Genomic DNA, 17788 nt, shown 5'->3' on the forward strand with positions numbered 1-17788 from the left:
TTTGTGGCCAAACGCCTCAAATGTTTACTTTTGGGTATGGCCCTTGAAAAATTCCTTACAGAAGGTGGGAAGGAATTTCTCCCCAACCTCAGCGTGGATATTGTCATTATCGGGTATCAGCAGCAAACCCTGAAATGCCTGCTGGCGCGTATCGGCAGCAAGTGGATGCTGCCCGGGGGGTTTGTGGGTTATAATGAATCCGTGGATACTGCCGTAGCCCGGGTCATGAAACAGCGTACCGGGCTGGAAGACCCTCATCTGCGGTTCCTGGCCGTATTCGGGGAGGGCAACCGCAATTTCGCCATGCAGTGGAAGGCCTATATCGAAAAAGAAGGGGTTCCCTGGCAGGAAGATTCCTGGATCAATTCGCGATTTGTAACCCTGGCGTATTATTCCCTGGTGGATATGGCCCATGCACAACCGGAAAAAGGCGCCATAGACGAGGCCATCGGATGGTTTCCCCTGGATAACCTGCCCAGTATGTGGATGGACCACGCCGCCATTGCCACGCGTGCCCGGGAACAACTCAAGACAGATATCCGGAGGGAACACGTGACCCACAACCTCCTGCCGGAACCCTTCACCATGCCGGAACTGCACCAATTACACCAGACTATCCTCGAAGAAAAACTGGACCGGAGCCGGTTTCAGAAGAAAATGCTTGCCACTGGCCTGCTGGAGCGCCTTCCCAAAAGGCAAAAGGACAGCCCGGGCCGCAACCCATACCAGTACCAGCTGAAGGAAGGGGGCTAACCGGGTGTCAGCCCCTCCTAAAATCCGGTTCTCTTTTATTGGAACAACATCGGGGCGAATTCCGACAGGTAAATCCGCCAGTTGGTCCAGGTATGCCCGCCGGGACTCTCGCGGTATACATAGGGGAAGTCGTGCTTATCCAGTTCGGCCCGCATGGTCACCACACTTTCAATGAGGAAATCCTCCTTGCCACAGGCAATCCAATACACCTTAGGGGCAGCCGCCTTCAGGGCCAGGATCTGTTGTTCGCGTTTGGAGTGGTCTATGTTAATCCCAAACCGGCTCAGGTCTGCAAAGCCCATACTCATCACCCCGATATAATCGAACAGCTCCGGGTTTTCGAAGGTGGTGTTCATAGTCTGCAGGCCACCCATGCTCAGGCCGGTCAGGGCCCGGTTTTCCTTTCCGGTTTTCACCGGGAAATGTTTTTCCACGTAGGGGATTACGTCCTGTACCAGGCTCTTTTCAAATTGCATGCTGGCCATCCCGCCAATCCCGGCACTGGCCACTTCCACAGGCGGGCTTACCGTAAAGGCCGCAGCCTGGTCCGGATTGCCGTTGGTCATCACCACAAGCATGGGCTTAGCCTTGCCTGCATTAATCAGGTTGTCCAGGATATTGGCAGCCGTCCCCAGGGTAGGCCAGGCCTCCTCATCGCCCCCGCCTCCATGGAGCAGGTACAATACCGGGTAGTTTTCATTGCTGTCCTCATAACCCGGAGGGGTATAGACAAACATCCGTCGGGTCAGCCCCAGGGTGGGCGACTCGTACCAAACGGCGCGAACAGACCCTTTAGGCCCGGTTTTGGCCCAGTAGAGGTCCGAGGCAGGGCCGGGCACGTAGAGTACACTGGCCGTACTGAAGCGTCCGTCGCGGACAATATTCTTGTTGGCCGGGTCCAGGGTGCGCACCCCATCCACCATAAAGGCATAGGCGTATAGTTCCGGCTCCATGGCGGGGATGGCCACGGACCACACATCGTCTTCCCCTTTCTCCAAAGAGGTCATTTGCTGGGCAAAGCCCCCATTGCCATCGGGCCCGAAAGGCATCCAGTTCCCGGAGAGCTGCACCAGGGTAGCTTCCGGCGCTTTAATCCGAAAGGTGACCGTCCCGTCCTCTCCCATTTCCGGGGATACTACTGGGATATTTTGTGCCAGTTCCTGGGCGCCGGCAAAGAGCGGAAGCGCAGCTATTACTAGGGCGAATACTGCATTTTTGAAGGCCGGTTTCCGACCTGTGGAGAAGGGTGTTTTCATGGTTAAAGAAGTTTATGTGTGAAAGATACACATAAGGCGTTCCGCGGGCAATTTTCCCGTCAAAAAAAACATCGCGCTACATTTTTGTAATTCCCTGAAGCGCAAGGTATTCTTCCTTTTGATTATCTTAATCCCTGACCAACCTAAGCAACCGACATGCTGCGCTTCCTTCGCGCTTTTCGCCAACGCCTGCTCGCCGAAAACCGGCTGAGCAAGTACCTGCTGTATGCGGTTGGTGAAATTGTGTTGGTGGTGATCGGGATCCTGATTGCTTTGCAGATCAATACCTGGAACAATGACCAGATGGAAAAGCAGGCCGCGGTCATTTTTTACCAGAACATCATACAGCAATTGCGCGATGACCGGGGAAATTTAATGGGGCAAATCGAGTACAATAACCGGTATTATGCACCATTTGAATTTGCCATCCGTACCATCGACTCCAAAAATCTAAGCCAAAAGGACAGCCTGAGTTCCATTGCAGTTCACCTTTCCGATTACTCGGACTTTGACCGGGAGGGCAACATCTATGAGACCATTGTGGCAAGCGGGGACGTCCAGCTCATCCACAACGACCAAATAAAGGGACGCTTACGCAACCTGGAGGAAACCTATCTGTATATTAACCGCATAGAGTCCATCCAACTGCAGTTTATCATGCAACTCATGCCGGAGCTGCTTCAAATGGTGCAACTTACCACAGGAAAGCCTGTGGATATCGAAAAACTGTTTGGGGTGGAATTGCAAAATTCCTTCGCTATTGCGCTGCGGCTCATGGGCGAGAAAGGTGCCATCTATGACCGGGCCGTCCGGGAAATAGACACCGCGATAATGGAAATAGAAGCAGAACTCGGCCGGCTTCAATAAATAAGTACCCTATGACCCTCGACCTTACTTTCACCCGCTCCCAATTCCCCGCCTTCTCCCAACCCGATTTACAGGGGTGGGCCTTTTTTGAAAATGCGGGGGGCTCCTATCCATGTAAGCAAGTCGTGCAGCGGCTCACGGATTTTTACACCCAAAACAAGGTACAGCCTTATTACCCCTACCCGGCTTCGGAACGAGCCGGGGACCTTATGGACAGCGCTTATGCCCGAATGGCCACCTACCTGAATGCGGAACCGGAGGAGGTTCACTTCGGGCCTTCCACCACCCAGAATGTCTATGTGCTGGCCCATGCGCTGCGGCCCATGTGGCAGGAAGGCGACCGGATTATCGTCTCCTGCCAGGACCACGAGGCCAATGCCGGGGCCTGGCGCCGCCTGGCAAAGCGGGGTATTGAGGTAGTGGAATGGCATGTGGACCCCCAAACCGGAGTCCTGGACCCCGCTGCACTGGAAGGGTTATTCAACGACCGTACCCGCCTGCTGGCCTTCCCGCATTGCTCCAATATTATTGGCCATGTAAACCCGGTGGCCGAACTCACCCGGATGGCCCATGCGCATGGAGCCCTTTCAGTAGTGGATGGGGTGGGATGGGCCCCGCATGAAATCCCCGACATGAAAGCCCTTGGGGTGGATATTTATATGTTTTCCTCCTACAAGACTTACGGCCCCCACCTGGGGGTGATGTACGTAACAAAAGACCTGATGGGCCGTGTGGAAAACCAGGCGCATTTCTTTAAGGAAGGAGTGGCCCGAAGCATGCTCACCCCGGCCGGGCCGGACCATGCCCAGGTGGCTGCAGTGAATGGTATCCTGGACTATTTCGATGCCCAGTACGCCCACCACGTTGGAGGGGATGCCCCCGCACCGGAGCGCGCCCGTGCCCTGAACGGACTCTTCCGGGCCCAGGAACAGGGCTTGCTGGAGCCGTTGATGGGCTTCTTAGAAGCGCGGGAAGATGTACAGCTTGTAGGACCGGGCATGGGTGCCCAGCGGGCCCCCATTGTAGCCATCCTGCCGAAAAACAAACCACTGGAGGAGGTATACGCGGCGTTAACCGCTCATAAACTGATGCTGGGCTTCGGTGACTTTTACGCCGTAAGGCCCCTGATGGACATGGGCATCCCGACCAAACCCGGAGTCATCCGTATGTCCTTTGTGCACTATACCTCCCCGGAAGAAATCGGGCAATTGATCCGCGGGCTGGAAGCCGCCCTATAACGGACATGAAATAGCATAAAAAAAGGGGGCCTATACCCCCCTTTGAATACGTTTAAGAAGTCGCCTTAGGCCGTAGTGTCGTTAACACCGGCATCCGGAGCATTCTTTTTAACCGAGGCAATTCCATTTTCCATGGCGCTGGTCCCGGAATACATTTCGCTGGAGCCGATTACCTGGCCATTGGATGCCTTCAGGTTGAAGTAGGGACTGCCGTTGCTGGAAGTCTTGCGCTCGAACATGGCGTCGTTCTGAGAATTCTTGCGAACGGATTCGATGCCGTTTTCGCATGCAGCTTTGGTGGAATACCCCTGGCTGCTAAGGATGACTTGTCCGTTTCCGGCCTTGAGGTTAAACCTGAACTTGCCAGCATTATCGGTTTTTATTTCAAATTTTCCCATGTCAAAAGAGATTTGTTAATGGATTTGCCGTGAAGTTAACTAAAATGGGCGGAATCTTATAATAAAACGCTTAAAACGTTGCCCATAATAGGGGCATAATCCCGTTTGTTCATTGGAGGCGGGATTAGCCTATGCTGGGGAGTTGCAGGGTAAAAGTGTAGGTTGCTGGGTGGGCGGGAGTGGGGGACCCCCTGGCCTGAAAATGCGATTTGTGGCATCCGCTATTTCAATGGCGAAAAGGCAACAGGCACCAGCAATTCCGCAGTTATGGAATCCACCAAGGGGCCATCCGCAATAGATTCGGCATACGCCTTTTTCCAGGCAGGGTCCTCCCCGAAGCGCTTCCAGCTTTCAGACCGCGCCGCAGTATCAGGGAAACTCACCAGGTATTTCAGGGTATTTCCTGCTCCCGGAGTCTGCGGGTCCAGGTTGAAATACACCACATTTGTAATTCCATTGTCCTCAAAGATTTTCATAGTATGGTCCCGGAACCGCGCGTGGAGGGCTTCCAGCTTACCCGGGTGGGTATAGTAGGTACGAAGGGAAAAAATCCGGGGGGCTTTATCTTCTGGCAAAAGGCGGGGGGAATAGTCCGTATAAGACAAAAAGACATTGGCCACGGAATCCACAATCGGGCCGTTCTGGTGGGAGGCCTCATAGGCCGACTTCCACTCCGGATCGTTTGAGAAAGCTTGCCAGGATTGGTCTCGGGCTTCACGCGACGGATACCCCATCAGGTAAACCAGAACATCCTCCTCTCCTTCCAGGGGGGTCCAGTATCCGAGATTGACCATGTCATGCTTTTCGAAAAGGGCCAGGGTATGGTCCTGAAAACGTCTTAACAAGGCTTCCCGTTTGCCGGGATAGCAGTAATAGGTCCTCAGCTCGAAGTATTCCGGAGTTACCGCTTCCGCAGCTTCAGGGACCGGTTCTGCAGGGGCTTCCTCCTTATTGGCGGGCCCTCCGCAGGAGAGGGTGATCAAAGCGGCAATCAGATAAATAAGTTGGGTTGGTTTCATAAGGTGTTTCTTTTCAGTAAACAGGTTCTTTGGTATTCGGAGGGGTGTAAAGCAATGGGAAAAAGCGGCCTTCCATTTTTTTGCCCTTGGCAATGGAGGGGACCCCTTCCAGCAGTACCTCATCGGAATTCGACAGGGTGCCATCGGCAAAAACGTTGATAACAAAGGCCCTTCGAGGGCGCTCCGACCGGTTCTCGTAGGACCCGTGTACCATTTTGGGATGGTGGAAGGTGCCATAACCTGCAGGCATTTCCACTGCGACCCGATTCTCGTAGGCCTTTCGCTGGGCATCCGAAAGCAAGGCGCTTAGCCCGTCCATATCCCCTGCCAGCTCAATTTTATCCAAAAGCTCCCATTTATGGCTTCCGGGGATATAATGAATACACCCGTTATCGGCACTGGCATCGTCCAGGCCCACCCAACAGGTGAGGTGTTGCAGAGGAGTCGTTCGGGTCCAGTAGCTGTAATCCTGATGCCAGGCCACTACACCCCCATGGCGCGCCGGCTTGCAAAAAAGCTGGTCGTGCCAGAAGCGGACTGCACGGGTACCCAGCAACTGGGATGCCGGAACCACAAACCTCGGGTTAAAGAGGACGTCATGAAACCCCTCGGCAATACGCCAATGGCCCAGGGAATGAAAAAGCACCTTGTCTGCATCCCCTGATTCGTTCGAATGGAATTCATAGAAGAGGTCATGACCGGGATGACCGGGATCCATAAGCCGCTCCAACTCGGTGCGCAGGGCATTTATCTGATCCTCCTCCAGGATTTTTACATGGCTGAGGTACCCGTTTTCTTCATAGAACGCTACCTGCTCCTCCCCTAGCCGGTACCGTTCCCAGGCATCCTCCGGGGACATTCCGGGGAACAGGTCACTTACAAGGCCATGTATTTCGGCCAGATCCCTTACACCGTGTTTGTTCATGTCACCATCCATTTTCAAATCGACACAGCTTCAAATCAACTACATCTCCCATCCTTCCCTGTAGGTGCGACCCACAAACTGGTTGGCTTCTTCGAGGTTGGTGACGCGCATAGCATCCCCATCCCAAAGCAACTTCTTCCTGCCGTAGAATTCATGGCGGCCTTCCTCAGTTTCCCTGCGCAGCATATAACTGCGTATGGCCAGGTTGCCCATCAGCACCGTTTCGGTCATGGGCCCGGCGTAGTCGAAAGAGGAGGTCAGCGAACGGTGCTCCTCGCTGTCAAAACCGGCCTTGCAGGCATCCACCCATTTGCGTTGGTGCCCGTATTCCGGTTCTTCCATTTCTTCCACCTCCGGGCCGAATTCCCGGGTTCCATCATTGAGGAACAGCTTGGGCATAAGGGGGGAACTATCGTTGATATTGGTCGAGATGATCCCGTTTTCCCCGATAATCAGGACCCCATTGGCACTGTCTCGACCTCCGATATCCATATCTGCGGGAATCCCTTCCGGGTGGGCCGGGCGGATGCCGCCGTCGCTCCAGGTCATTTCCACAGGTGCCCCGGTCTTAGCCGTAGCCTCGTAGTGGAGGGTAATAAACGAAGAGGCCGGACAGCCTTCCGGGTGGTAGTCCGGAGTCCACATCTGTGTATATACAGAGCCCACACTGCATTCGGCATCAGTGGGAAAGGTAAGCCCCAGGGTGCGATAGGGGATGTCGATCAGGTGGCAACCCACATCTCCAAGGGCGCCTGTTCCGTATTCCCACCAGCCCCTCCAGTTAAACGGATGCATGTTGGGAATATAGGGTGTTTCCGATGCAGGCCCCAGCCAGAGGTCCCAATCCAGGGCATCGGGTTTCCGGGCTGGGTCCGGTTGCGGCATGGCAAACCCCTGCGGCCACACCGGGCGGTTGGTCCACACCTGTACTTTTGAGATGGTCCCCAGCACCCCGGAATCTACCCACTTTTGCACCATCCCCAGAAGCGGGTTGGATGCCCCCTGGTTACCCATCTGGGTAACGACCTGTTTTTCCCGGGCCATCTGGGTAAGCAATCGCGCCTCCCGGATATTGTGGGTTAAGGGTTTCTGGACGTAGACGTGCTTTCCGCGTTGCATGGCAAATGCAGCTGCCGGACCGTGCACATGGTCCGGGGTGGAAATGGTAACGGCATCGATGCCTTTCTCCTTATCCAGCATCTCGCGGTAGTCTGCGTAGCGTTTGGCTTTGGGGAAATGCTCAGCCGTCCTGGAGGCAGAACCGGAAAAGTCCACATCGCAAAGGGCAACCACCCGTTCCCTGCCACCTACAGAGGCATTGATAATATCGCTATGGCCCTTGCCCCCGGCCCCAATGGCGGCCAGGTGGAGCCGGTCGCTGGGCGGGATGAACCCCGGGCCACCCAACACATATCGCGGCACGATGAAAATGGAAGAAGCCAGAGCGCCCTTCTTGAGAAATTCCCTGCGACTATCGGCCTGGGAACGGTTGGGATTTTCAGGGGTTTGTTTCATGGATTGTCGGTATTTGAAGTAGGGTAGAAAGTACAAATTATTTCGATAGGGTTCCCGGTCAACCCAGCATGGGGTGCTTTAGGGCCAACCGGATTTGCCCGGCATGGTAGGCATTGTGGTTGAGGATATGGCCCAGTAGCTTCACCCTTGGGATAACCCCGAAAAAAGGGGTCTCAACTTCCCCTTCCCACCAGCTGCCGTCTTGGGATTCCGCCAGCCGGTTCAAGAGGCTATTCCCCGAGGCAACCAGCTCCCGGGAGGCTTGTATATCTGCCCCCTGGCCCGTATCTGTGAACCCCATAGTGGTATTCTCCACATGGGTCTCAACTCCCAGGAAGGTACAGAGCAGGTGCATGATTTCGCCCACATGCCTGTAGTAGAACCCCACCCGAGCCGTGGAAGGGTTAAGTTTATTGTCCTGGTTGTCCTGGTCTATCTTATGGAAAACATAATGGCAGGTGAGTTCGTTCTGCGCAATGAGTTGGAGGAGGTGTGCTTGCATAGGTCCGTTTTGAATGTATTCCTCAATATCGGCAAAATCCTCAAGCCGGCCACCTTGTTGTTTCAGGGTGCTGCCGAGCGCTTCAAAACCCAGGAAAAATCTTTTTGCCTAAATTTAGGACCGAGGTACCTTCAACACGATACGCATGTCCATTCCCCTGGTAGACCGCGCTGCGGCATTTGCTTCCCGAACCGCCATCCGGGAGGATGATCAAAAGTATTCCTATTCACAACTACTGGAGCGTTCCGAAGCAATCGCCCGGCATCTGCTCGGTTCCCGGACCGACCTTCAGGAGGCGCGAATAGCCTTCCTGGTCCCCGCAGGGTTCGATTATGCCTGCGTGCAGTGGGGTATTTGGCGGGCAGGAGGCATTGCAGTCCCCTTATGTGAAAAACACCCCCTGCCCTCTATGGAGTACGTTTTGGACGATACAGATGCAGAACTCCTGCTCTGTACGGAGGCCTTTGCCGGAAAACTGGCTCCTCTGCAAGGCCGAAACGGGTTGGATGTCCTACGTCTCGAAAATTTAGGGGAGGCCTCCGGCCCCCTTCCGGAAATCGGACCGGACCGAAGGGCAATGATCCTGTATACGAGCGGCACCACCGGACCGCCTAAAGGGGTGGTTACCACCCACGCCAATATCACCACGCAGATAACCACGCTGGTATCTTCCTGGGAATGGGAGCAGGAAGACGAAGTCCTGAATGTCCTGCCCCTCCACCATGTACACGGTATCGTGAACATGCTCTGCTGTGCCTTGTGGAGCGGTGCCTGTTGCCGGTTCCTGCCCAGGTTTGAGCCCGATGCGGTCTTTGAAATTTTCACCGAGGGCGAAGTGAATGTCTTTATGGCTGTCCCCACCATCTACTATAAACTCATTGCCCATTACGACTCCCTTCCGACATCACGGCAAAAACAGATTTCGGAACAGCTGCGGGGCTTCCGCCTGATGGTTTCAGGATCGGCTGCCCTGCCGGTGAGTGTCCTGGAACAGTGGAGGGACATCAGCAGCCATACCCTTCTGGAACGGTATGGGATGACAGAAATGGGGATGGCCATCAGCAACCCGTACCGGGGCGAAAGGCGACCCGGCCATATCGGGCAGGCCCTGCCCGGGGTCCGGATCCGCCTGGCGGACGAAAACGACCTCCCGGTCCCTCCTGGGGAGCAGGGCGAAATCCAGGTAAAAGGAGACAACGTCTTCTCCGAATATTGGGGAAAACCGGAGGCGACGCAAAAGGCATTTACCTCGGACGGATGGTTCCGAACGGGCGACATGGCCCTCCTGGACCAGGGGAGTTACCGGATCCTGGGGCGGAATTCTGTGGATATCATCAAATCCGGCGGGTATAAGATCTCGGCCCTTGAAATCGAGGAAGTCCTCAGGACGCACCCGGCCGTTAAAGATTGCGGGGTGGTGGGCCTGCCCAACGTGGAGTGGGGGGAAATTATAGGGGCCGCAATTATCCCGGACGGGGCCGCTACTTCCTCCGAAACCCTGGTGGAATGGCTGGGTGAGCGCCTGCCTTCCTATAAAGTGCCGCGTGTGTACATCACCGTAGAAGACCTTCCCCGAAACGTCCTGGGAAAGGTCACCAAAAATGAACTGAAATCCCTGTTTCCTATAACCGGAGCCGCATGAAAATTTATGGTGTAGCACTTCTTTGTGCCTGTTTCCTGGCGGGCAAGAGTATCGGGCACCTTTTGGGGGAACTACTCGGGATTCCCGGAGATATCGGGGGCGTTGGCTTTGCCATGCTGCTGCTGATGGGGATAAGTGCCTATTTGCGCAAGCGCGGGCGTTTTTCGGCAGAATCCGAGACCGGGATTACCTTCTGGAGTGCCATGTATATCCCCATTATCGTAGCCATGGCCGCAACCCTCAATGTGAAGGCAGCCTTCTCCGGAGGCTGGACAGCCCTTCTGGCCGGGGCGGCGGCTACCCTGGCCGGGTTCCTGCTGGTGCCCGTCCTGACCCGGCTGGGCGCGAAGGGAGACTCTCACGATAATCCGGAGCACTGATGGACTGGTTAGATCCTGTAATCGGCAAAAACGGACTCATCCTGGCCTTCCTAGTGGTGGGCCTTATCCTGCTGTTCTCCTATGCCGTATCCCATTTCCTGGGACGGGGACGGATCCCCGGCGCCGCCCTGGCGATCATCATGGGGCTGGCCCTGGCCTTTACCGGATCCGAAAAGGGCATTGCCGACCATCCCCTGTTTGCAGGCATGGCTGTTCTGGGAGGTTCGATGTTCCGGGATTTCTCTGTAGTGGCTACTGCCATGGGCGCCAACCTGGAAACCATTCGTAAAACGGGGCGTGCTGGGTTTCTTTCCCTCCTTATAGGGGTTTGTATCTCCTTTATAGTCGGGGTTCTGGTGGCATGGGCCCTGGGATATACCGATGCCGTAAGCCTTACCACCATAGGGGCCGGCGCCTGCACATATATCGTAGGGCCCGTTACCGGGTCGGCCATTGGTGCAACATCGGAGGTCATTGCCATATCGGTAGCGGCCGGGGTGGTCAAAACCCTGGTGACCACTATAGGGACCCCACTTATTGCCAGGCGGATAGGACTCACAAGCCCCCATGCCGCCATGGTCTTTGGTGGCCTGATTGGCACCACCAGCGGCGTGGTGGCAGGCCTTGCTGCAACCGATGCCAAATTGGTCCCCTACGGGGCTATGACCGCTACCTTTTATACCGGCCTGGGGTGTCTGTTATGCCCCTCTATCTTTTATGTGCTCCTCCGGATTTTCATTCCGGCATAACCCGATTCCATGACCAAACGCAATCTGGGCCACCTGTCTTTTATGCTTGCCGGCTGCACCCTGGCCTGGCTGCTTTACCTTTCGGTGGCCGGGGAACTCGGGAGGACCGGAGTCCCGATGGTGCTGTTTTTTGTCCTTACGGGACTGGGGTTTCAGGGCTTCGACAACCTAAGAGGATATACATTTTCGACGCTTATTTTTGCCGGGGTTGCCCTCTCCCTTTATTTTCCTGAGTACTTCATCGCTATAGGCCGTTTTAAACTCGCCGCCCTGATCATCCCCCTGATTCAGGTCATTATGTTCGGGATGGGCACCGCTATGAGCCCGTCCGATTTTATGGCGGTATTCCGGGCCCCGAAAGGGGTGCTGATCGGACTGTCCGCCCAGCTTACCCTCATGCCTTTATTAGGCTACTTCCTGGCCAGTTTCAGTGGGTTGCCGGCAGAGATAGCCGCGGGAATCGTCCTGGTGGGGTGCTCCCCCAGCGGGGTGGCATCGAATGTGATGGCCTACCTGGCAAGGGCTAACCTGGCGCTGTCCATTACCATAACCTCGGTGGCCACCTTGCTGTCGCCTTTTATCACCCCCCTTGCGATGCGCCTGTTGGCCGGAGAATTCGTGCAGATCGATGTAGTTCAGATGATGTGGGACATCGTTAAGATGATCCTCCTCCCCATTGGGATGGGCCTTTTGGTTAACAGGCTTTTGGGCAGGCATACCGCACGGATTACACGCATTATGCCCCTGCTGTCCATGCTGGCAATAGGGCTGATTATCACCATCATTACCGCGGCAGGGAGGGACAGCCTGCTTCAGATGGGAGGGGTTCTGATCCTGCTGGTCCTGGTGCATAATTTCAGTGGTTATCTTTTAGGGTACGCCTATGCCCGCCTGCTCCGCATGGACCGCAGGGACGCCCGCACCATCGCCCTTGAGGTTGGGATGCAGAACAGTGGCCTGGCTTCAGGCATTGCGTACTCCCTGGGCAAAATCGCAACCATGGGCCTTGCCCCAGCGGTTTTCGGGCCGCTCATGAATATTTCAGGCTCTGCCCTGGCCAGCTATTGGCACAACCGGGACCCTGAAAAAGCAGCATCGGCTTAAACAGGGAGGGTATCTTTAGAAACGGGCTTAAAATTCCCGAAATTTGTCCTGCCGTGAAAAAACCGCGATCCTATTTCCTGTTGTTAACCGGCTGGGGGCTTATCCTGGCGGACCTCCTGCTTATCCCCTTGCTGGTTGTGCAGAATATTGCCATTAACCGCTTGTTTATGGAGGGGCGCATGGACGATGCGACCATTTCGGCATTCAACCGTATTGAAGTGGTTTTTTATTCCAACCTGAGGGAATTCCTCGCCTTCTTCCTCCTGGCCTCCCTGGTGCTTTTGGTAAGCGCCATCGCATTGCTCAGGCGGAAGCGCTGGTCCCTGTTAAGCCTGTCCATCCTGTTGGGGGTTGGTATAGGGGGGATGATCCTGTTGTCCGGGTCCTATTGGTATTATGACTATGAAGTGACCCTTTGGCCGGATCCCGAACGCAATGCCCGCTTTGTCCGGAACGCCTTCCTGATTATGGGCAGTCTGAGCCTTTTGTTCGGATGGCTGATCTATAAACTGAATTCCCCGCGTATCCGGCGGTTGTTCGAACCCGCGCTTCCCTAAAACCCAATACGTTATGAAAAAACAAGCCCTGCAACCCTTGCTCAAGCCCAATGACGCCCTCGCTTTGGAGCGGACCCGCCTGGCAAACGAACGGACCTTCCTGGCCTATTTCCGCACCTTCATCGTCTTTCTGAGCTCCGGTTTTGCCATCCTTAAACTGAGCGCCTTAAGTGAAATTATATCGGTGGGTTATTTCCTGATGATCCTCTCCCCGCTCTTACTGGCGGTGGGTATTGGCCGCTTCTTATACGTCCGCCGCCAATTGCGCCGCTACTATCCTTAGCCTGATAATCTTATATATTGATTATCAGGTATTTACTTATTTCAAAGTAACAGCTATTTTCCCGGGCTGTTTTCCCTGGATCGATGGTTATTTGCGTACTTTAGAGGTAGCAATGAACCTATATCCAAGCGCCTTATGGCACCCCCATTGAACATGCTCGACGGGGTTCGCCCCAAACCCATTCGCATCAGTAAAGATGTGGAAGCCCTCGCCCGCGAGGTACGGGACACCAGCCTGTCAATTACAGACCGCCTGGAGTCCTTTGAAGATATCATCAACCTGGAAGTAGGCGATACGGCCTTAACCCGGCTTCGGAACCTGGAGCGGGAGTACGACCTACGGCAGCTCTATGTGAAATTCGAAGGGGACAACCCCACCGGCACCCAGAAGGACCGCATTGCCTTTGCCCAGGTATACGATGCCCTCAGAAGGGGATTCACCACAGTAGCCCTGGCAACCTGTGGGAATTACGGGGTGGCCATGGCCTTCGCCTGCTACCTGGCCGGGCTGCGGTGCCGGATCTATATCCCGGCCTCCTACCATACCGAACGGGTACGGGAAATGGAAGACTACCATGCAGAAATCATCCGTTTGCCAGGCACTTACGAGGATGTGGTGATGGCTTCGAGCCGGGACGCCAGCGAACTGGAACTCTACGATGCGAACCCGGGCGGCAGCAATACCCCCCTGCAGCTGAAGGCCTACTCCGAAATCGCCTTCGAAATTTACGACCAGTTGCGCGATGCCCCCAAATACGTGGCCTGCCCGGTCTCCAATGGCACCTTGCTGGCCGGGGTCTACCGGGGGTTTGTGAACCTGTTTAAGCGGGGAAAAACCTCCCGCATCCCTATTTTCATCGCAGGGTCTTCCAGCCACAAGAACCCCATCGTAGTTTCTTTCAACAAAGGACTCAAACACTGTGCAGACCTGGACCCGGCCAAAATAAGGGAAACGGAGATCAACGAACCCCTTATTAACTGGCACAGTTTTGACGGGGACGAAGCCCTGTATGCCCTGAAGCAAACCCATGGGCGGGCAGCTCATGTGAGCGACCAGAAAATGCGGCAGATGAGCGCCTCCATCTTAAAGAGCGACGGGATGAAGGTGCTGCCGGCTGCCACGGCAGGACTTATCGCCCTACTGGAGATACACCAGGAGGCAGACCTGGAAAACGACCGCTTTGTGGCCATTGTGACGGCCAGAAACTAATGTGCCGCGTATAAGCACGCAAACAACCAGAATTATGAAAAGAGTTATTGACGGCACCGCAATTGTCTATGCCGACGGCGCCTTTAACACCCCTAACGGAAAAACGGCCCATGGCCTTGTGCGTTTTACAGAACGGTATGAGGTGCTTGGGGTTATAGACCGGAATTACGCCGGCCGTGATGCCGGGGAAGTTCTGGATGGCCGCCATTACGACATCCCCATTTTCAGAGACCTCCGGGAGGCGACGGAGGCTCTGGGAGCAGGCCGTTTGGATTATTTCGTGGTTGGGCTGGCCCCGGATGGCGGACGCCTCCCGGACGAAGCACGCTCCGTAATCCGGCAGGCCATTGGCCTGGGGATGCATGTGGATTCCGGGTTGCACGATTTCCTGTATAAAGACCCGGATATAGCCGGCCTGGCCAAAGAAAAGGGATGCCGCCTGAGGGATATCCGGCGGACGCCCGAACGGGAAGAGCTCCACTTTTTCACAGGAAAGATCGAGGAGGTGGATTGTCTGAAGGTTGCCGTCCTGGGCACCGACTCGGCAGTGGGGAAACGCACCACAGCCTGGATCCTGGTCCATGGATTCCGCAACGCAGGCCTAAAGGCCGAGCTCATCGGGACCGGGCAAACCGCCTGGCTGCAAGGAGCCAAATACAGTATGGTGATGGACAGCTGCATCAACGATTTTGTCTCTGGTGAAATAGAACATGCCGTTCACGAGGCCTGGAAGCAAGAAAGCCCGGACCTGCTGGTCATAGAAGGACAGGGCAGCCTGATGAACCCGGCATACCCCGGAGGGTTTGAAATCCTGGCTGCCGGAAGGCCCGACTACGTAATCCTGCAACACGCCCCCATGCGCAAAGAGTACGATGGCTTCCCGGGATACCCCCTGCACCCCCTGCCGGAACAAATCCGTGCCATTGAACTGATCTCGGGGAAAAAAGTCATTGCCATTACCGTAAACCACGAGGACATGGAAGCCGAAGCCATCGGCCCTGCCTGCGAAGCCATAGAAGCGGAAACAGGCATCCCCGCCTTCGACGTACTGGCCCATGGGCCGGAAGGACTTACCCAACTGATCCGCAACTACCTGCCGTGAGTCAACTTAAAGATTTTCAGGTATTGCGGAGCCTCAGGGTAGACCACCTGGAACTCAGCCGCAAGCGGGTGCAGGCCCGGTATACCGCAGTGCGGGAGGATGGGTCGGAAGCGTCCACGGACCTGATCTATTCCTACGAAGCAGACCTGTTTAACCCCGAGGACCCGGCAGACTTGAACCTGGCCAGCATGATGGTGGCGCAGATAGCCCTCAATTACGGACTTTTCTGCCGGGAAATCGTCCTGGAGGGCCTGTACGACAAGGCAGACGAAAGCCTGCTGCGCTACATGCTCGAAAACACCAGCCGGGAGATCCTCACCGGGAAACTGCTGGCCCCGAACCCCTTCCTGAAACCCGGGTACCAACCCCTTGAAGCAGGTCGTCAAAAACGGTATACCCAGGCTACCCTTGTCATTACCCCGGAAGCCAAAAAGGAAATCCACAGCCCCTACCCCACGCCAGACTATGGGCGTTACGCCATCCTCAGCAGCGGAGGCAAAGACAGCCTGCTCACCTACGGCTTAGTCCGGGAGCTGGGGGAAGCCCACCCGGTATACATCAACGAAGCAGGTCGGCACTGGTTCACCGCGGTGAATGCCTACCGTTATTTTAAGGCGAACGAACCCCGTACAGCCAAACCCTGGTGCAACAGCGACCGGGTCTTCACCTTTATGCTGAAACAACTGCCCTTTATCCGGGAGGATTTTGCCTCGGTACGGGCAGATATCTACCCCATCCGGCTCTGGACGGTGGCCGTTTTCCTGTTCGGCGTCCTCCCCCTTGCCCTGAATCGCGGGGTGGGCAACATCCTGATCGGGGACGAATACGATACCACCGTGCGCGGAAACACCCAGGGCATCAGCCATTATTCCGGGCTCTACGACCAAAGCCGGTTTTTTGACAATGCCTTTACCCGGTATTACCGGCAAAAAGGATGGCACCTGCGGCAGTATTCGATGCTCAGGAGCCTCTCGGAGCTCCTGATCATGAAGGTTCTCACAAAGCGCTATCCGGACCTGCAGGCCCTGCAGGTATCCTGCCACGCCGCCCACGAAGCGGAAGGAATAATGAAGCCTTGTGGAAAATGCGAAAAATGCCGGCGGATTATCGGGATGATGGTAGCCCTGGATGCCGATCCTGCCCATTGCGGCTACACCCCTTCACAGATCGAAGAGGGGTTGCGCCAGCTGGCCTCCCGTTCCATTAAGCAAATAGGCAGTGATGCGGCCCACCTGTATCACCTGCTTCGCGAAAAGGGCGCCCTCCCCGATACCGCCCATGTCCGGAAGCTGGCCCGCCACCACCCGGAAATCCTGAAGCTGCGATTCGACTCCGGGCGCAGCCTCCTGGAAGACCTCCCTCCGGAGGTACGGGAACCACTTTTCAGGATCCTGAGGCAGTACGCCACAGGCACCGTAATCAGAACCCCAAAAGGTTGGCAGGGCCTGGACCTGGACCAACACCTCAAAACACAACCCAAATACACACCCTATGCCGTTCAATCCTGAAACTTCATTTATGTGGGAAGAGATGAAATGGCCCGAAATCGAGGCTAAACTGAAGATCACCGATACCGCCATCCTCCCCACAGGGGCCATCGAACAACACGGGCCCCACCTGCCGGTAGATGTGGATTTCTACGATGCCGTATATATGGCCCGGGCCGTGGCCGAGGCATGCGGCACCCCCCGGCCTTTTGTCCTGCCTGCCATCCCTTATGGCGTCTCATACCACCACAGCGCCTTTAAAGGAACCCTGAGCGTGACCAACAATGCGCTTTCGGCCCTTATTTACGACATCGGGATGTCCCTGGCCCATAACGGGATCCGGAAAATCATAATCCTAAACGGGCATGGGGACAACAAACCCACCCTTACCTACGCGGCCCAGATGATCAACCGGGATGCCAAGATCTTTGTGTGCGTGGAAACCGGGGAAACAAGCGATATCGACCTCTACGAACACGTGGAGACCCATAACGACATCCACGCGGGGGAACTGGAAACCAGCACCACCCTTGCCCTTCGCCCGGAGCTGGTAGACATGGAGAAGGCTGTAGACGAAACCCTTTACCTGGATAACGAGTACCTGGAGTTTACTTCCGACCGGGGGGTAAACTGGTATACCCACACCCAGCGCCTTTCCCAGTCCGGCATTATTGGCAACGCCACCAAGGGTACTGTGGAAAAAGGCAAGCTCATGTGGGAGATCTCCATCCGCAAAATGGTGGAATTCGTGGAGAGTATCATGCACACCCCCCTGGAGGAATTGCATCAAAACCGGTACTGA

The 17788-nt window shown here is 55.6% G+C and carries 19 protein-coding genes; 13 read left to right on the plus strand and 6 right to left on the minus strand.

All coding sequences use genetic code 11. The annotated features are described in order from the left end of the window. The first annotated feature begins 36 nt into the window (after positions 1-36). Complete coding sequence (locus tag CA832_RS00240) at positions 37-753, plus strand: NUDIX hydrolase (protein WP_088339557.1); 717 nt, start codon at positions 37-39, stop codon at positions 751-753. A gap of 35 nt (positions 754-788) precedes the next feature. Here the strand turns inward: CA832_RS00240 and CA832_RS00245 are convergent, their stop codons facing one another. Next, positions 789-2009 (minus strand): esterase, encoded by a 1221-nt coding sequence (locus CA832_RS00245; protein WP_088339558.1) that lies wholly within the window; start codon positions 2007-2009, stop codon positions 789-791. Positions 2010-2165: 156 nt separating this feature from the next. Between CA832_RS00245 and CA832_RS00250 the strand changes: the two genes are divergently transcribed. Continuing rightward, positions 2166-2876, plus strand: coding sequence for a DUF6090 family protein (locus tag CA832_RS00250; protein WP_088339559.1), 711 nt, complete (start codon positions 2166-2168; stop codon positions 2874-2876). An 11-nt stretch (positions 2877-2887) separates the two neighbouring features. Then, complete coding sequence (locus CA832_RS00255) at positions 2888-4114, plus strand: aminotransferase class V-fold PLP-dependent enzyme (protein WP_088339560.1); 1227 nt, start codon at positions 2888-2890, stop codon at positions 4112-4114. A 65-nt stretch (positions 4115-4179) separates the two neighbouring features. On the opposite strand, the gene CA832_RS00260 is transcribed toward CA832_RS00255, so the two are convergent. The 5 genes from CA832_RS00260 to CA832_RS00280 all read right to left on the minus strand — a co-directional run bounded on the left by CA832_RS00260 (position 4180) and on the right by CA832_RS00280 (position 8473). Continuing rightward, positions 4180-4512 carry a YegP family protein gene (locus CA832_RS00260; RefSeq protein ID WP_088339561.1) on the minus strand — a complete coding sequence of 111 codons (333 nt, stop codon included), beginning with the start codon at positions 4510-4512 and terminating at the stop codon, positions 4180-4182. 221 nt (positions 4513-4733) lie between these two features. Next, entirely contained in the window at positions 4734-5531 is a 798-nt protein-coding gene (locus CA832_RS00265; RefSeq protein ID WP_158211859.1) for an NIPSNAP family protein, read from the minus strand. 13 nt (positions 5532-5544) lie between these two features. After that, positions 5545-6456, minus strand: coding sequence for a phytanoyl-CoA dioxygenase family protein (locus CA832_RS00270; RefSeq protein ID WP_088340703.1), 912 nt, complete (start codon positions 6454-6456; stop codon positions 5545-5547). A gap of 39 nt (positions 6457-6495) precedes the next feature. Further along, positions 6496-7971 carry a Gfo/Idh/MocA family protein gene (locus CA832_RS00275; protein WP_088339563.1) on the minus strand — a complete coding sequence of 492 codons (1476 nt, stop codon included), beginning with the start codon at positions 7969-7971 and terminating at the stop codon, positions 6496-6498. Positions 7972-8029: 58 nt separating this feature from the next. Beyond that, the gene (locus tag CA832_RS00280) at positions 8030-8473 is read right to left on the minus strand and encodes a hypothetical protein (RefSeq protein WP_088339564.1); all 444 of its coding nucleotides are present in this window, start codon (positions 8471-8473) and stop codon (positions 8030-8032) included. 145 nt (positions 8474-8618) lie between these two features. Between CA832_RS00280 and CA832_RS00285 the strand changes: the two genes are divergently transcribed. The 10 genes from CA832_RS00285 to CA832_RS00330 all read left to right on the plus strand — a co-directional run bounded on the left by CA832_RS00285 (position 8619) and on the right by CA832_RS00330 (position 17788). Next, positions 8619-10115, plus strand: a complete 1497-nt coding sequence (locus CA832_RS00285; RefSeq protein WP_088339565.1) for an acyl-CoA synthetase — start codon at positions 8619-8621, stop codon at positions 10113-10115. Beyond that, a complete protein-coding gene (gene madL, locus CA832_RS00290; RefSeq protein WP_088339566.1) occupies positions 10112-10495 on the plus strand; it encodes a malonate transporter subunit MadL in 384 nt (127 codons plus the stop codon). Before CA832_RS00285 ends, madL begins: the two co-directional genes overlap by 4 nt. Further along, complete coding sequence (gene madM / locus CA832_RS00295) at positions 10495-11244, plus strand: malonate transporter subunit MadM (RefSeq protein WP_088339567.1); 750 nt, start codon at positions 10495-10497, stop codon at positions 11242-11244. Before madL ends, madM begins: the two co-directional genes overlap by 1 nt. 9 nt (positions 11245-11253) lie before the next feature. Then, positions 11254-12348 (plus strand): bile acid:sodium symporter family protein, encoded by a 1095-nt coding sequence (locus tag CA832_RS00300; protein ID WP_233131668.1) that lies wholly within the window; start codon positions 11254-11256, stop codon positions 12346-12348. 53 nt (positions 12349-12401) lie between these two features. Next, positions 12402-12905, plus strand: coding sequence for a hypothetical protein (locus CA832_RS00305; RefSeq protein WP_088339568.1), 504 nt, complete (start codon positions 12402-12404; stop codon positions 12903-12905). A 13-nt stretch (positions 12906-12918) separates the two neighbouring features. After that, entirely contained in the window at positions 12919-13188 is a 270-nt protein-coding gene (locus tag CA832_RS00310; protein ID WP_088339569.1) for a DUF202 domain-containing protein, read from the plus strand. Between the two features lie 135 nt (positions 13189-13323). Beyond that, the gene (locus CA832_RS00315; protein WP_088339570.1) at positions 13324-14397 is read left to right on the plus strand and encodes a pyridoxal-phosphate dependent enzyme; all 1074 of its coding nucleotides are present in this window, start codon (positions 13324-13326) and stop codon (positions 14395-14397) included. Between the two features lie 34 nt (positions 14398-14431). Further along, positions 14432-15499, plus strand: coding sequence for a DUF1611 domain-containing protein (locus tag CA832_RS00320; RefSeq protein WP_088339571.1), 1068 nt, complete (start codon positions 14432-14434; stop codon positions 15497-15499). Then, the gene (locus tag CA832_RS00325) at positions 15496-17007 is read left to right on the plus strand and encodes a hypothetical protein (RefSeq protein ID WP_143542315.1); all 1512 of its coding nucleotides are present in this window, start codon (positions 15496-15498) and stop codon (positions 17005-17007) included. Before CA832_RS00320 ends, CA832_RS00325 begins: the two co-directional genes overlap by 4 nt. Next, positions 16991-17788, plus strand: coding sequence for a creatininase family protein (locus tag CA832_RS00330; RefSeq protein WP_088339573.1), 798 nt, complete (start codon positions 16991-16993; stop codon positions 17786-17788). The genes CA832_RS00325 and CA832_RS00330 overlap by 17 nt, the downstream gene beginning before the upstream one ends.

Source organism: Robiginitalea sediminis, assembly GCF_002198115.1.
Lineage (GTDB): Bacteria > Bacteroidota > Bacteroidia > Flavobacteriales > Flavobacteriaceae > Robiginitalea > Robiginitalea sediminis.